This window comes from Flavisolibacter nicotianae (genome assembly GCF_003628535.1).
GTDB classification, from domain to species: Bacteria; Bacteroidota; Bacteroidia; order Chitinophagales; family Chitinophagaceae; genus Flavisolibacter; species Flavisolibacter nicotianae.
Map to the genome: position 1 here is coordinate 64,662 of NZ_RBCI01000010.1, position 15,881 is coordinate 80,542.

Below are 15,881 nucleotides of genomic sequence, written 5' to 3' on the forward strand. Positions count from 1 at the left end.
TTTGAACGAACGTAGATTTTTCTTTGCTGGCTGGGTGTGTCAAACAACCAGCAAGATGAAACAGCAGGCTCTCTTTCCAAGCTGTTACCTGCCAGCGACGAAAAAGCTTTCCGGCAAAAGCTGTTTGCGTTTAATTTCGCCGGATGCCCCCTATCACCACAAAGAATCCATTGCCTGCTGTCGTATTCGTTGCCCTTGTATTTTTTGCAAATTCCGCCTTCGCACAAACCGCCAAACCAACTGTAGCCAACGCTCATTCGCACAACGATTACAACCAGCGATCCGCTTTTTATGGTGCGTACAAACAGGGTTTTGGTTCGATTGAGGCCGATATTTTTGCCGTGAACGAGCAATTGTTTGTAGCGCATGATAAAAAGAACATTCATGCGGATCGCACGCTGCAAGCACTCTACCTGGAACCTATCGCCAAAGGCTTGAAAAAAGATAGTGCCCGTCGCCTTCAATTGCTGGTTGATATCAAGGAAAATGGCGACAGTGTTCTTCCCCTTCTTATCCGGCAGTTGCTGCCGCTCCAACCGTTTTATTCCACCGGCCGGTTGTTGGTCCTGATCAGTGGAAACAGGCCACTGCCTTCCAGTTATAACCGGTACCCGGATTTTATTTTTTTCGATGACGACCTCGTGCACCAACATACACCGGAGCAATGGAAAAGAGTCGGGCTGGTGAGTTTGAAATTCAGCTTGTTTACAACCTGGAAAGGAACGGGTGTGATCCCGGAAGAAGACGAAGACCGTTTGCGACGAATCATAAACAGCGTGCATGCATCGGGCAAAGGCATTCGCTTTTGGGACGCTCCGGATACTGTAGCCGCCTGGCAGGAACTGGTAAAACTGGGCGTTGATTTTATCGGTACAGATTCTATTGAGAAGCTGGCGCATTTCCTGGAGCGATAGTCTGAGAAATGTGGGCTTGTTTTTAGTAAAGGGTTGGTCCGTATACTGTCCGTATCTGTTTCGATTCGTTATTCCTCTCCGCTTTTTTTTACCCGTACAGCATGCATCGTGCAACACCGGCAAACGTTGAGGGGCATCAAAGAGAGGTCGATATTCGTTCTTTCGTGTGCATCGCTGCCGGTATGTCATCCCGTTTTCCGGAACATCCTGGTGATTGTTTGTGCGTAACAATCCGACGCATGTAGCAGGAGGCGAAATAGAAAATAGTAATTTTAGCTGTCTTTTTCTGCTGCCTTACGATCGAGTCCTCCCGTGAAATGATTTTTTCTTTTACCAAAAACGGTGTTTATGCAAAAGGAAATTCATTTTCGACTGCTCTTCTTCGTGTTGTTTTTTAGTGGTTTTACCGTTGTTCATTCACAAGTCACAACCGCAACGCTAACCGGCATTGTCCGCGATGCCAACAACGCACCGCTGCCAGGTGCAACGGTCGTGGTGGAATATCCCGATGCGGGAATCAAGCGAACCGTTTTGACAAAAGGGGATGGCCGCTTTACCCTGAGCAACCAGCGTGTGGGTGGTCCCTACCGCATCACGGTGAGTTATGTAAATTACCAGCCGTCCACAACGGAGAATGTTTTTTTGGAACTGGGACAAAACAATTTTGTCGAAATCGCCCTGACTGAAAAAGCCGCTCAATTAGCCGGTGTGACAGTCAGCGCCACGGGCTCCCGGATATTCGACAACAAACGTACCGGTGCAAGCACTAATATCAACAGCACCGTTATCCGGAACCTGCCGACCATCAGCCGGTCGGCAGACGATTACCTGCGGCTGGCTCCGTCCGCGGCGCCGACCTATAACGGGCTTTCGTTTGCCGGACGAAACGGCCAGTACAACAACTTTTCGCTGGACGGCGCTGTTTTCAACAATCCCTTCGGACTGGATGCGCCAACACCCGGCGGACAAACCAATGCGCAACCGGTTTCACTCGACGCCATTGAGCAGATACAGGTAAACCTTGCGCCTTACGATGTAACGCAGGCAGGCTTTACCGGCGCCGGCATTAATACGGTAACCCGTTCGGGAAGCAATAAGTTTTATGCAACGGTCTACAGCTTTTACCGCAACCAATCCTTCACCGGCAATAAAGTCGAGAAGAACAAACTGGTCGTGCCCGATTTGAAACAGTACCAGGGAGGTGTATCGGTTGGCGGGCCAATTATCCGGAACAAGTTGTTTTATTTCGCCAATTTCGAAACGGAGCAACGCAAGGATGCGGCATCGGGCTATGTAGCACAGAACAGCGGCAATGCAGGTAAGACCAATACTTCCCGCGTACTCGAAGACGATTTGATTGCCGTGAGCAAGATCCTGAAAGACCGTTTTGGCTACGAAACCGGCCCCTACCAAAACTTCACGCATAACCAGAAAAATTATAAGTGGCTGTTCAAAACCGACTGGAACATCAGCAACCGGCATTCGCTTTCGTTTACCTACAACGGCCTCGATGCCAAAAAAGACAAGCCTGCACACCCGAGCGCCATCGGCCGGCGCGGTCCCGATTTTACCACGCTGCAGTTTCGCAATTCCGGCTACACGATCATCAACCGTTTGCATTCGTTCGGCACGGAGTTGAAGTCCAATTTCAGCAGCTCCTACGCCAACAAGCTACGAGTGGTTTACACCATCTTTCGCGACACCCGCGATCCGTTTTCCGCGCCATTCCCCGTCATCAACATCACCAAGAACCGCGTTCGGTATATCATCGCCGGGCACGAACCTTTCTCCATCAACAACCGCCTGAACCAGGATGCGTTCCAGGTGACCGACAATTTCAACGCCTATTACAAGAACCACACGCTGACGGCCGGTGCGTCTTACGAATCGTTCAAGTTTGGAAACTCGTTTAACCTGACCGGGTATGGCGCCACGCTTTTCGCCGATATCGACATCAACGATTTCCTGACGAAAGTGCCTACGGGTGGCAATGTTGTTTTTGGCGCTTACCCGCTCGATGTGGATGTGAACTATGCACGAAAAAGAGCACAGTTCAACGACTGGACCTGGTACTACCTGACGGTCGCCCAGCTATCGGCCTATGTCCAGGATGAATGGGCGGTATCGTCGCGTTTTCGCTTTACCTATGGCCTGCGGCTGGATAAACCTAATTACAGCAATGAGCGCTACCGCAGTCCGAATATCAATCCCGATGGAAGCTTTGCAGGCTCGTACACGGAAGGTTCGCCCACGGTTCCCAACAACGATAATTTGGTGCTGTTCGACGAATCCGGCAAACGCCTGTCCAATGGCGTTGGGAAGGATGTGGACAATACCCGACTGCCCAACAAAAAAATTCTCTTTTCGCCCCGTGCCGGATTTAACTGGGACATCAACGGCGATAAAACGGTGCAACTGCGGGGCGGATCGGGCCTGTTCACGGGACGTTTTCCATTTGTATGGATCGGCAATCATATTGGCAACCCGTTCAGCTTTTTTTACAACGTTACGAGTAAGGATTTTCAATGGCCGCAGGTATGGCGAAGCAACATCGGTGTCGATTACAGGATTCCGTTTGGGACCATCTTTACCACCGACATTGCCTATACCAAAGATGTGAACGCCATGATGGTGCGCAACTACAAACTGGGCACGCCTACCGGTACGCTCAACTCGGGCACGGGTGACCGCCGCAATGTGTACCTGGCCACCGACCAGGGCGGGGCCAATGCCTATGTTTTTACCAATACCAATGTCGGCTACCAGTTCAACTGGTCGTTCCAGGCACAGCAAAATTTCCGCAATGGCCTGTTTGCCATGTTTGCGTACAACTACCTTATTGCAAAGGATGCCAGTTCGATTTCTGCAGAAATTTCCAGCGATGCCTTCGACCGCAACCCGATCCTGAACAATGCCAATGAAGCGAAGGAGTCGAATTCCCTGTATGGCAATACACACCGGTTCTTTTTGGCAGGGTTTAAAAAATTTACCTACGGCGCCGGTAAAAACCTGGCAACGACCATTTCGCTTTTCAGCACTTGGACCTCGGGAAACCGTTTTGCGTATGTGTATGGCGGTGACATCAACAACGACGGCACCACGACCAACGATTTGCTTTATGTGCCTACCGATGCGGAAATCAATACGATGAGTTTTTCCACCCTGACCGACGTTTTTGGAAACGTGAAAACCCCGGCGCAGCAACGGGATGCTTTCAAAGCGTTCATTGCCCAGGATAAATACCTTCGTGGCCGCAGGGGACAGTACACCGAAAAATACGCCGGTGAAAATCCCTGGACCGGCGAGTTGGATCTTCGCCTCCTGCAGGATTTGATGCTTTCAGGCAAGGGGCCAACGCTGCAGTTCAGCTTTGATGTTGTAAACCTGGGCAATTTGATCAACAGTTCGTGGGGTGTGCGCAAATACGCAACAACGTCGGGTTATTACCAGCCGGTTTCCGTGACCGTCAGCAACAATGTGCCCACCTATCAGTTTGATCCGTCGTTGCAGTCGACGTTTACCACCAGTCCCGATCTTCCCTCGCGTTGGCAGATGCAATTTGGCCTGCGGCTGATCTTTTAAAAAACGTGGCAGGGCTTTAGGCGGGATGCGTGGCGAAATCTTCTCCGGAAACCATCCGGTTTCGTTCGGTGTGGAATAGTTTTGTTGGTTGATTCAGGTGTTTGCCGGCTCCGCAAGAGCGGCGCAAAGGGATAAGGAAACAAACTAAAATCGGACGTTTTATGAACGAGACCAAAAAAGTTGTTGTGGTAGGTGGCGGCTTTGCCGGCATCGAACTCATAAAAAAACTGGCGAAAGACAGGCGATTTCACATCACACTCGTCGACAGGAACAATTACCATTTTTTCCCGCCGCTGCTCTACCAGGTTTCTACGGCCTTTATCGAACCTTCAAATATCAGCTACCCGTTCCGGCGCCTGTTCCAGGAAAAAGAAAACATCCGCTTTCATATGGGATCGCTGGTGAAGGTGAACGCAGAGCAAAACGAAGTGGAAACCGATACCGGTGTGTTGCAGTACGACTACCTCGTGCTGGCACTGGGAACGGAAACCAATTATTTCGGCATGCAGAACGTCAAAGACAATGCACTGCCGATGAAAACGATTGATGAAGCGCTGAACCTGCGCAACACCATCCTGCTGAACATGGAAGAAGCCGTGCGAGCAAAAAGCAAAGAAGAAAGAGACCGGTATCTAAATATCGTCATAGCCGGTGGCGGACCCACGGGAGTGGAACTGGCCGGCATGCTGGCGGAACTGGGTCAAAACACGGCGCGGAAAGAATACCCGGAGATCCAGGATTTTGGTTCGCATATTTACCTCGTTGATGCCGGCCCGGTACTGCTGGCGCCCATGAGCAAAAAGGCGCAGGCGGAAGCAAAGGACGTCCTGGCGAAACTGGGAGTGAACATCATCCAGAATACGGCGGTGAAGGATTATGCGGACGGGAAAGTACTACTCTCCACCGGCCAAACGCTGGAAACCTGTGCGTTGATTTGGGCATCCGGCGTGGTGGCGCGGGAAGTTCCCGGTTTGCCCAAAGAAGTGATCGGCCGTGGCCGCAGGGTGATGGTGGACGAAGTCAACCGGGTGCAGGGCTTGCAAAACGTGTTTGTCCTGGGAGACCTGTGTTTGCAAACCACCGATAAACCCTTCCCGAATGGTCACCCGCAAGTGGCGCAGGTTGCCATCCAGCAGGGACAGTTGTTGGCAAAGAACCTGGTGCGCCTTCAAAACAACGAAGCGATGAAACCCTTTGCCTACAACGACAAAGGAAGCATGGCCATCATTTCCAAATACGAGGCCGTGGCCGACCTGCCGAAATTTTCATTCAAAGGGTTTTTTGCCTGGCTGGTCTGGCTGTTCATTCACATCATCCCCCTGATCGGTTTTCGAAATAAAGTAAAGCTGGCCTTTAGCTGGTTCTGGTCGTTTATCACCAACGATCCAACGCTGCGACTGATCATCCGGCCACAAAAAAAGAAAGCGGTTGAAAAAGAGGAAGTGAAGAGTCAATAGTGAATGGTGAGTCTGGAAATCTTCCATTCACCATAGCCAATTGCCTAACCTCAAACAGTCTCCAATACCCGTTTTTGTTTCGTTGCCGGTTTCAGCCCGGCCTTGTGTCCCCACACAGCAAAATAAAAGATGTACAGGTACGAGGGCAGCACGCATATAAAGAAGGAGGCGTCGTTGGATATCTGCGCATTTACTTTTAAGCCGGCGTACATAAGCGGCATCAGTGCGCCGCCGGCAATGCCCATGATGAGCAGGGCCGAACCAATTTTTGTAAACCGTCCGAGACCCCTGATCGCTAGCGGGAAAATGGCTGGCCACATCAGCGCATTGGACAATCCCAGCAGGGCAATGAATGTAATGGCAACATATCCCTTGCTCAGGAAGGCGCCGGTTGCAAAAACAACGCCTGTCACTGCCGAAATCGAAAGCGCTTTTTGTTGGGAGATGTATTTGGGAATCGTAAAAATCCCGATCACGTAGCCCACCAGCATGGCAAACAGGGTGAAGGATGTAAAGTACCGTGTTTCTGCCAGCGGCATGCCGAGTTCCTTTCCATAGATGCCAATGGCATCACCGGCCATGACCTCCACACCAACATAGAGAAAAAGACACAGCACGCCGAGCAGCAGGTGCGGGTAGTGAAAAACACTTTTCTTCTGACTGGCTGCAACCGGGTCGGCAGATTCCTCGCCATCCATGTCGATTTCGGGCAGCGAGGATTTGCGGATCATCAGCGCCAGCAACAACAGGATCGCTGTGATCACCAGGTAAGGGGCGATTACGCGGCCTGCCATTTCATCGAGCAAGGCATTTTTGGTGGCTGTATCCGTGGTATTCGCCAGTTGTGCTGTCAGTTGGTTGGTGTTCTTCAGTACAAGCGTTCCCAGCACAATCGGGCTGAGAATGCCCGCCACTTTGTTGCAAATGCCCATGATGCTGATTCGTTTGGCCGCACTTTCGATAGGACCCACGATGCTGATGTAGGGATTGCTGGCAGTTTGCAGCAGTGCAAGTCCTGCACCCTGGATAAACAAACCCGTTAAAAACAGGGAAAAGCTTCTTGCATTGGCCGCGGGGATAAACACCAGTGAGCCGAGCGCCATGACGGCAAGCCCCCATGCCATACCGTTTTTGAATCCTGTTTTCTTGAGCAGATATGAAGACGGAATGGCTAGGAAAAAATAGGCCATGTAAAAAGCGAACGTTACAAAAAAAGCCTGGATATCGTTTTCCAACTGGCAGGCGATTTTCAGAAAGGGAATGAGCGTGCCATTGAGCCACGTCACAAAGCCAAAGACAAAAAACAAAATGCCAATGATGACGATGGCGTAGCGGTTCGGGTTGGTAGACTTCTCCATAATGCGCAATTTACAGCGCTGAAAATAGCAAACTGTTTTTTCTGTTCAGCGGTCAAACGATTGCGCAAGTTCAAAGTTGCTCAATCGTTTGCACGTGTTTCCTGCCCCGATCGGGGCTAAGTTTGCCGTTTGAAAAGGGATTGCCATGTTGCGCAATCCCTGTTTGCACAGGTTGTATTTCCTAACAGTAAGGGCATCGTGGGCCGTGTTGCGGCAGCGGTGTGCTTACCTGAAAAATAAAAATCATGATGGTTACAGAAGTATTCTCGCCACACAAATTGATTTCGTATGAAAAAGTGCCCACGCAAATTTTCGCTTCGGCAGCAGAGGCCTCGCTTGCTGCGGCAACTGAAATTGCGGCGCTGGTAAAGTCCAAACAGGAAAAAGGTGAATATGCCGTGCTGGGCCTGGCCACGGGCTCCACACCCAAGCGGGTATACGCCGAACTGGTTCGCATGCACCGCGAAGAAGGACTGAGCTTCCGCAATGTCATTAGCTTCAATCTCGACGAGTATTATCCCATTGCCAGCGATGCCCTGCAAAGCTATCACCACTTCATGGCGGAAAATCTCTTCCGCCACATCGACATTCTCCCGGAGAACTGCTTTATCCCGAATGGCGCCACCACGCAGGAACTCGTAAAGATGGCGTGCGAAGAGTACGAGGAAAAAATCAACGAATTCGGGGGCATCGATTTTCAGCTCCTGGGCATCGGCCGCAACGGCCATATCGGGTTTAACGAACCTGGGTCGCACAGCAGCTCGGTTACCCGGCTAATCACCCTCGACCAAATGACCCGCTCCGATGCAACCCGGGATTTTGGCGGCCCGGCCCACGTGCCCCGCAAAGCCATCACAATGGGGGTTGGCACCATCATGAAAGCCAAGCGCATTGTGTTACTGGCCTGGGGCGAAAACAAGGCCGGCATTGTTAAACAGGCCATCGAAGGCCCAGTGATGGAGTTTGTGCCGGCATCGTACCTGCAGGGACACAACAATGTGTCATTTGTGCTGGATGAATCAGCCGCTTCTGAACTGACCCGGAAAAAAACGCCCTGGCTGACGGATACGGTTTTGTGGAGCCAGCAACTGATAAAAAAAGCGGTTACCCACCTTGCATTGACCGTTGGCAAGCCCATTCTGAAACTGACCAACAACGATTACAACGAAAACGGCCTTAGCGACCTGCTGGCCCTGTACGGCCAGGCTTACGATATCAACATCGAAGTGTTCAACTGGCTGCAGCATACCATCACCGGCTGGCCGGGCGGCAAGCCGGCTGCCGACGACACGAACCGGCCGGAGAGGGCCGAACCCGCACGTAAACGGGTGCTGATTTTTAGCCCGCATCCCGACGACGATATTATTTCCATGGGTGGAACGTTTCAGCGCCTGGTGGACCAGGGACACGATGTGCATGTAGCCTACCAAACCAGCGGCAACATTGCAGTGGCCGATGATGAAGCGTTTCGCTTTATTGAATTTGTCAGGGAATACAACGAAAAATTTGGCATTGAAAGTCCGAAAGCCGAACAGGTTTACAACGACGCACTGGCTTTTTTGCAGGTGAAAAAAAACGGCGAAAAAGATATTCCTGCTTTGCGCTATGTCAAAGGCCTGATCCGCCGCGGCGAGGCGAAAAACACCTGCCGCTACGTTGGTGTGCCGATGGAGCGGGTGCACTTCCTGGACCTGCCGTTTTACGAAACCGGCACCATCGATAAAAAGCCGATCGGCGCAGAAGACATCGCCCTCATCGCGGCGTTGATTGAAGTGGTGCAGCCGCACCAGGTTTATGCAGCCGGCGACCTGGCCGATCCGCACGGCACCCACAAGGTTTGTCTCGATGGCATTTTTGCCGCTATGGACTCCCTGAAGAACAAGCCCTTTATGAAGGACTGCTGGCTCTGGCTTTACAAAGGCGCCTGGGCCGAGTGGGATATCGACCTGATTGAAATGGCGGTGCCGATGAGTCCCGACCAGGTATTGAAAAAACGCAACGGTATTTTTAAGCACCAGTCGCAAAAAGACGGCGTCGTGTTTCAGGGTACGGACAGCCGTGAGTTCTGGCAGCGGGCCGAAGACCGCAACCGCACCACGGCCGAACTGTACAACAAACTGGGCCTGGCCGAATACGAGGCAATGGAGGCCTTTGTTCGGTGGAAAGTTTAGGCCACACAAACTGTTATTTCAAGGGCTGTTGTTTTTGCAATAGCCCTTTATCTTTAGCAAGAAAGAATGGCTGGTGGACCATCCGAAACATTGATCGCAAAAGAAAATGAGTCATGAAGCAATTGCGTGCAATTCGCCTGCCTGAACCTGCGCAGCCGATGGCAATAAAAGACATCGCAGCCCGGTTGACTGAAACCGAAAAACATTCCCTGTCGTTTGCTCCCTGGCCGGCCTTTCCCTACAGGCCGGATGTGCAGTTTTCCATCGCTTACCGCGAAGGCAGCATTTGCCTGCAGTACACCGTCAGCGAAAAGGATCTGCAGGCGGCTTATGGAAAGATCAACGAGCCGGTTTACCAAGATAGCTGCGTGGAGTTTTTCATCAGTTTCGATGAGGGGGCCACGTACTATAATTTCGAATTCAATTGTATCGGGACCGTGCTCGCCGGTTACGGAAAGGGGCGTGGCGACCGCCAGGTGTTGCCCGAATCTGTCCTGCGAAAAATAGATTTTCTCGTGTCGATCCAAAAAGGGGGGGAAGGTATTGTGCGCTGGGAGCTGACGGTTGATTTGCCGTTGGAATGCTTCGTGTTTCAGCCATTACGGTCGCTGCAGGGACAACAGTGCCGGGCAAATTTTTACAAATGTGGCGATGCCCTCCCGCAGCCGCATTTTTTAACCTGGTCGATGGTACAAAGTGAAAGTCCGGATTTTCACCGGCCCGAATTTTTCGGCTCCCTGTGGTTTGACTAAATTATAGCGAAAGCATCGACCACCGTCTATCCGCCGCATGAAAAGCAGGCCCGATACGGCGTTTGGCCTGTGCCGGCTTCCGCTGTACCAGGGCGGGTAAGTAAATCAATCTGTATCTTGCTGCGGCATGGAGAACAAGCTGCCCACCATAAAGGAAATTGCCAAACAACTCAATGTTTCCGTTTCCACAGTTTCCCGTGCCTTAAGCGATCATCCCCGGATAGGGCTTCGCACAAAAATGCAGGTGCAGCAACTGGCCAAGGACTTGGGTTACGAACCCAATGCAAAGGCAATTTCCTTCAAGCAAAAAAAATCCTTTGTTGTTGGTGTTGTGCTTCCGTTCATCCGCGAGGAGTTTTTTTCACAGGCGATCAGCGGTATCGAGGCCGCTGCGATGGAGTCGAATTATACCATTCTTTTCGGGCAGAGCTACGATGATGTGGAAAGAGAAAAGACGGTGGTGGAAGCCATGCGGAAGCAGCAGGTCGATGGACTGCTGATTTCGTTGTCCAAGGAAACAAATACATACGATCACCTGCGCTTGCTGGAAAAGTATAACATACCGGTGGTCTATTTCGACCGTGTGCCCCCGTTTGAAAATGCCAACAAAGTGTATTGCAATTTGTACAAAGGCACCGTGGAAATGATTGGCTGGCTGGTGAGCCGGGGCTACAAGCGCATTGCACTGTTAAACGGGCCGGAAAAGCTGGGTGCCAGCAAAGAACGGTTGAAAGGATACATTGAAGGACATTCCCGCAAAAAACTGAAAGTGGACATGCAATTGGTCGAGGTGACCGACCTGTCGAAGGAGGGCACCTATGCGGCGATGGAAAACCTGTTGCGTGCAAAACATCAACCCCAGGCCATCATTACATTTAACGAGTATGTGCACATGGATGCCGTGCAGTATGCGCAGTTGCAAAACAAACAGGTGAACAAAGAAATTGTTTTTGCCAGTTATGCCAACCTGCCGATCACCACGTACACGGCGCACCCACCGCTGGTTTCGGTGGAGCAATATCCCTACGGGCAGGGCGAAAAGGCCATGGAAATTATGATTACCCTTTTACAGGAAAAAAAGGAGGAAGGGTTGAGGTTGGACCACTGCTATACGGAAGAAATACCCGCCACGCTGGTGATGCACCCCGCTGTAAGAGGACAGCTCTAACTGCTGCCATTTTAAAAGAAGTAAAGTATTGAGTTGGCAGTCAATTCTTCTGCTTATTTCTGGTCTATGTTATCCGGACCATACGCATTTAAGCAGCAGCAAACACGCAGCAACCTGTTATGCTTTTTTTCTACGCTGTGGTAAGCGGTAACGTCCGCAGCGGTGCTTCAAGAGCAACGTACAGGCAGACACAAGCGTTTGCAGTTGCACCTGGTTCTTGCAGTACATGCAAACGGTGGACGTGGATCTAGTAAAAAAAATCCTATCCATCTATTTCCAAAAAATCAGCGAGGTTTTTAGGCCTAGTCAAACAGCCGGGCAAAATGATTTTCCAGGTGGTTGCGCATGGCGTTGCGGAAGAGTTCCGGTGAGCCGTTTTCGAGGATGTCCACCAGTCCTTTGTGTGAAACGAATTTGCGCAGCATGGGTTGCTTTTTCAGCAGGCCGCTGTTGTGCACATAGTCGAAGATGGGCAGCAGCAGTTTCTGGAATTTTTTCAGGGTTTGGTTACCCGTGATCTCGTATAATTTACCGTGAAAGGCTATTTCGTGTTCGATGTTGAAAAGGTGGTAATCGGTAACGGGCGGTTCTTTGCTTACGATCTCCTTGAGTTCATCCAGGTCTTCTTTTTTGATGCGCTGAAACAGGAAATCGGCCATGCCGATCTCCAGCACCAGGCGAATCTCAAACATCTCCCGTAGCGTATCCTGGTCCAGCACGTGGGGGTTCATGCTTTTGCTCATGATGCCAAACAGGTCGGGGCTGGTAATGACGGCACCCTTTTTCTTTTTTGACTCAATGAGTCCCATCATGCGCAACCGCAGCAGGGCTTCCCGGATGACGGTGCGGCTGACGCCCAGCGCCTCAGCCAGTTCAATTTCTTTGGGGATGGCATCGCCAACTTTCAGCTTCCGCTCCTGCAGTAATTCTACCAGGCTGCCTTCCACTTTATCCACCAGTGAAGCCGTGTCTACGGCTTTGAGGTTATTTTTCAAGGATGCGATATTCATATTATGTTAGACTTAATAGTTGAAGAATGTATTGACTGCCAAAGGTATACTAATCCGGTGTTACGGAATTTGTAAGGAAGATAAAAATATTTTTTGGCAGAATGGAAAATTCTTCTACTTTTATTATGTCATACATAATACATCATTTAATTAAACTGCCTTTCATGAAATCTGCTTGCTTAAGAGCCGGGTTGTTTCTAACCTGCTTTTTACTGACCACGCTTACATGGGCCCAAAACCGACCTGTTTCGGGGTCGGTCATTTCGGACGAGGACAAAAAACCGCTGGCCGGCGTCAGCATCCAGTTGAGGGGAAAAGCCGCCGGTACCCAAACCAATTCCAATGGCGAATTCACGATAGCGGCAGCCGACGGTGACCTGCTGGTGTTTTCCTATACCGGCTACACGCCGCAGGAAGTGAAGGTGAGCGGCACTTCCGGCCTCCAGGTAATGCTGCGGGCCGATGCATCCAAACTGGGTGAAGTGGTGGTTGTGGGCTATGGCACACAGAGCCGCCGCAACGTCACCAGTTCGATTGCCAAACTGGATAACAAGGTCCTGGAAAATGTGCCCAGGGGCAACGTGGGCAGCGCCCTGCAAGGAACCGTGTCGGGGCTGCAGGTGGTGAATGCAACCGGGCATCCCGGTGCTTCGCCCATGATCTTGTTAAGAGGTGGCGCATCCATCAACAGTCCCGGGGCACCGCTTGTCGTGGTTGACGGGATTATCCGGTCGTACAATGACGTGGCATCGGAAGACATCGCATCGATCGAAGTGTTGAAGGATGCGGCAGCAACGGCAATCTACGGGGCCAGGGCCAACAACGGTGTGATCCTGATTACCACCAAGCAGGGCAAGGCAGGCGTTGCGCAAATAACCTATAAGTTCACCGGCGGTTATAACAAAAGGCGCGACGGGTATACCTACCTCAACGCAAAAGATTACATCTACTACAACCGTTTGGGTAATCTCAACTCTGGCCGGACCCTGTCCCAGGTGAACAGTTCGAGAGGATACGGCTTGTTGACAGGTGCTGCCGATTTAGCGGTATTTGACATTCGGAAGTACGACGCAACCACGTCCAATCTTTTGGGCATGGGTTGGGACACCGTTGGTGATCCCTATGGCGGTACCATTATCTTCAAAGACCACGGCGGGGAAATCGAAAATCTTGTCTTCAGAAACACGTACACGCAGGATCATTACATCAATGTTACCGGCGGAAACGACAAGGGGCGGTATTTTGCCAGCTTCGGCTACTACAACGAGGAAGGTGTGATTGTAGGCTCTACGTACAAACGTTATTCCGGTGTGCTGAATGGCTCTTACAAAGTAAAACCTAATGTGGAAGTCAGCACGGGAGTCAATCTCTCCACCTCATCCCAGTTAGGGGTCAACGGCTCTGAAGTCAATAATCTCTACCGGAATCTGGCGATCTGGCCGACCATGAATCCCTGGCTGGATTCTGCGAAAACGGTGCCTAACCCGGGCAACGGCATCAATGATGGCAACCCGCTGTACTGGCTCGGCAAAACCGACAGAAGCAACGAAGTCAACAGGGTCACCGTGAACGGTTCTGTGAAATGGGATTTCCTGCCGGGATTTTATCTGAAGGCCACGGGTTCGGCCTACCTGTCGGAAGAAATCAACCAGGGTTTTCAACGGGCCACGCAAACCTATTCCAACATCTTTGCCAACCCGCCTTCGTTCAGCAACACCAGCCGCACATCCTATGCGGCGTATTCAAGGGCTTTCCAGCAACAGTACAATGCCATCATCAATTACGACAAACGGTTTGGCAACCATCATATCAACCCGATGGTCGGCGCGGAGTATTTCGGTACAAAAGCCCTCGATATGCAGGTGCTGGGTTCCAACGCCCCAACAGATGATATTCCAACCGTGAACGCGGCCACGACGTTTACAGCCGGTAATAACTTTTCTTCCAAATCGGAATATCGCATCGTTTCCACCTTCGGACGCCTGAACTACGATTACGACCAGCGCTACCTGTTCACGGCCGTTTTCCGGCGGGATGGGGTGTCGAGCCTTGCAGAAGAAAACCGCTTTGGCTTTTTTCCCGGTATGTCGGGCGGCTGGAACGTACACAATGAAGCGTTTTTCCAGAAGTCGGGCCTGGGCAATTATATTTCGACGTTGAAACCGCGGGTAAGCTATGGCCAGAATGGTAACGTGGCTGGCCTGGGCCGGTACGAAGTGCAGGGCGGATATGGAAGCGTGGGCCTGTACAACGGCGGTGCCGGTTTCCTGAACACAGGAGTCATTAACTCCAGCTTACGGTGGGAAAAAAGCAAGACCACGGATGTAGGGGTAGACCTCGGCTTTTTGCACAACAAAGTTTCCGTCATCTTCGATTATTTCGACCGGAAAACAGAAGACCTGTTAACAAACCTCGCTCTTCCCAGCTACACGGGCTTTGGTTCGGTAAGAACGAATTTGGGAACATTCCAGAACAAGGGCTACGAATTTGCCGTGAATGCCAATGTGCTGAACCAGCCAAACGGGCTGCGGCTTGATGTTGGCGCCAATGCGTCTTTTGTGAAGAACAAAATCCTGAAGCTGCCCTTCAACGGCAACGACCGCAACCGGCAGGGCGGCATGCAGGTGTATGATCCTGCATCCGGCAAAGTGATTTGGGTGGGCGGTTTACAGGAAGGTGGCACGCTGGGCGATATTTACGCCTTTAAGCAAGTGTCCATTTTTGGCAGCGATGCGGAGATCGCGAAAGAGGCGGCAAACAGGGTAGACCTGGTGGCACAGATCAGCGGCCCGGGAGTAACTTATGGTTCCGGTAAAATCACACCGGGTGACGTGAACTGGCTGGATGTTGACAGGAATGACACCATTGATTCAAGAGACCAGGTCTATATCGGGAACATCAATCCAAAGTGGACAGGTGGTTTCAATGCCAACCTTGCCTATAAGAATTTCTCCCTGTACACACGCTTTGAATTTGCGTTGGGTCACACGATTTACAATGATCTTATTGCACGGACACTGGGTAACTACCAGGGCACGTTCAACTACATTGACTGGCAAAAAAATGCCTGGTCGCCAACCAACACCAGCACCGACATCCCCAAAGTGTATTATGCCGACCAGGTAGCCGCACCGCTGGGAAAGAAAAATTACACCCGGATCAATAACGCAAATGCGAATTTGAACAGCAACAACTCGCGGTTTTACGAGAAAGGCGATTACCTGGCGATGCGGGAGATTACCCTTTCCTACGATTTCTCCAGGTCGTTACTGGCGAGGACGAAAGTGTTGTCACAGTCGAGGATCTATGTCAGTGCCAACAACCTGTTTTACGTGACGAAGTTCAGTGGTCCGACACCTGAACCACCGGTAGTTCCGGGTACGAGCACGGTGACGGGTGTCTATGCAGGTACCTATCCAACACCACGCACCTTTGTTTTAGGCGTACAGATTTCATTTTAAATTTCTAA

The 15,881-nt window shown here is 51.2% G+C and carries 9 protein-coding genes; 7 read left to right on the plus strand and 2 right to left on the minus strand.

What is annotated here, in order from left to right:
* The first annotated feature begins 143 nt into the window (after positions 1-143).
* From D6024_RS20450 to D6024_RS20460, 3 genes are all read left to right on the plus strand, one after another.
* On the plus strand, positions 144-914 hold the full coding sequence (locus D6024_RS20450; RefSeq protein WP_121356634.1) for a phosphatidylinositol-specific phospholipase C/glycerophosphodiester phosphodiesterase family protein: 771 nt from the start codon (positions 144-146) through the stop codon (positions 912-914).
* A 348-nt stretch (positions 915-1,262) separates the two neighbouring features.
* Complete coding sequence (locus D6024_RS20455; RefSeq protein WP_121356636.1) at positions 1,263-4,496, plus strand: TonB-dependent receptor; 3,234 nt, start codon at positions 1,263-1,265, stop codon at positions 4,494-4,496.
* A 161-nt stretch (positions 4,497-4,657) separates the two neighbouring features.
* On the plus strand, positions 4,658-5,953 hold the full coding sequence (locus D6024_RS20460; RefSeq protein WP_121356637.1) for an NAD(P)/FAD-dependent oxidoreductase: 1,296 nt from the start codon (positions 4,658-4,660) through the stop codon (positions 5,951-5,953).
* Positions 5,954-6,003: 50 nt separating this feature from the next.
* Here the strand turns inward: D6024_RS20460 and D6024_RS20465 are convergent, their stop codons facing one another.
* Positions 6,004-7,311 (minus strand): sugar MFS transporter, encoded by a 1,308-nt coding sequence (locus D6024_RS20465; RefSeq protein ID WP_121356638.1) that lies wholly within the window; start codon positions 7,309-7,311, stop codon positions 6,004-6,006.
* Between the two features lie 245 nt (positions 7,312-7,556).
* Between D6024_RS20465 and nagB the strand changes: the two genes are divergently transcribed.
* The 3 genes from nagB to D6024_RS20480 all read left to right on the plus strand — a co-directional run bounded on the left by nagB (position 7,557) and on the right by D6024_RS20480 (position 11,402).
* Positions 7,557-9,482: a glucosamine-6-phosphate deaminase gene (gene nagB / locus D6024_RS20470; protein WP_240410107.1), complete on the plus strand. Its 1,926-nt coding sequence runs from the start codon at positions 7,557-7,559 to the stop codon at positions 9,480-9,482.
* Positions 9,483-9,595: 113 nt separating this feature from the next.
* Positions 9,596-10,234 (plus strand): carbohydrate-binding family 9-like protein, encoded by a 639-nt coding sequence (locus D6024_RS20475; RefSeq protein ID WP_121356640.1) that lies wholly within the window; start codon positions 9,596-9,598, stop codon positions 10,232-10,234.
* Between the two features lie 127 nt (positions 10,235-10,361).
* Positions 10,362-11,402: a LacI family DNA-binding transcriptional regulator gene (locus tag D6024_RS20480; protein WP_121356642.1), complete on the plus strand. Its 1,041-nt coding sequence runs from the start codon at positions 10,362-10,364 to the stop codon at positions 11,400-11,402.
* A 302-nt stretch (positions 11,403-11,704) separates the two neighbouring features.
* Here D6024_RS20480 and D6024_RS20485 read toward each other — a convergent pair whose 3' ends face one another.
* The gene (locus D6024_RS20485; RefSeq protein WP_121356644.1) at positions 11,705-12,412 is read right to left on the minus strand and encodes a FadR/GntR family transcriptional regulator; all 708 of its coding nucleotides are present in this window, start codon (positions 12,410-12,412) and stop codon (positions 11,705-11,707) included.
* Between the two features lie 164 nt (positions 12,413-12,576).
* On the opposite strand from D6024_RS20485, the gene D6024_RS20490 reads away from it, so the two are divergent.
* Positions 12,577-15,873 carry a SusC/RagA family TonB-linked outer membrane protein gene (locus D6024_RS20490; protein ID WP_121356645.1) on the plus strand — a complete coding sequence of 1,099 codons (3,297 nt, stop codon included), beginning with the start codon at positions 12,577-12,579 and terminating at the stop codon, positions 15,871-15,873.
* The last annotated feature ends 8 nt before the right edge of the window (positions 15,874-15,881 follow it).

Excerpts from the sequence above, each read along its gene's own strand:
- D6024_RS20460 (WP_121356637.1), top strand. The coding sequence starts at position 4,658 with ATGAACGAGACCAAAAAAGTTGTTGTGGTAGGTGGCGGCTTTGCCGGC.
- D6024_RS20490 (WP_121356645.1), top strand. The coding sequence starts at position 12,577 with ATGAAATCTGCTTGCTTAAGAGCCGGGTTGTTTCTAACCTGCTTTTTA.
- nagB (WP_240410107.1), top strand. The coding sequence starts at position 7,557 with ATGATGGTTACAGAAGTATTCTCGCCACACAAATTGATTTCGTATGAA.
- D6024_RS20475 (WP_121356640.1), top strand. The coding sequence starts at position 9,596 with ATGAAGCAATTGCGTGCAATTCGCCTGCCTGAACCTGCGCAGCCGATG.
- D6024_RS20455 (WP_121356636.1), top strand. The coding sequence starts at position 1,263 with ATGCAAAAGGAAATTCATTTTCGACTGCTCTTCTTCGTGTTGTTTTTT.
- D6024_RS20450 (WP_121356634.1), top strand. The coding sequence starts at position 144 with ATGCCCCCTATCACCACAAAGAATCCATTGCCTGCTGTCGTATTCGTT.
- D6024_RS20485 (WP_121356644.1), bottom strand. The coding sequence starts at position 12,412 with ATGAATATCGCATCCTTGAAAAATAACCTCAAAGCCGTAGACACGGCT.
- D6024_RS20480 (WP_121356642.1), top strand. The coding sequence starts at position 10,362 with ATGGAGAACAAGCTGCCCACCATAAAGGAAATTGCCAAACAACTCAAT.
- D6024_RS20465 (WP_121356638.1), bottom strand. The coding sequence starts at position 7,311 with ATGGAGAAGTCTACCAACCCGAACCGCTACGCCATCGTCATCATTGGC.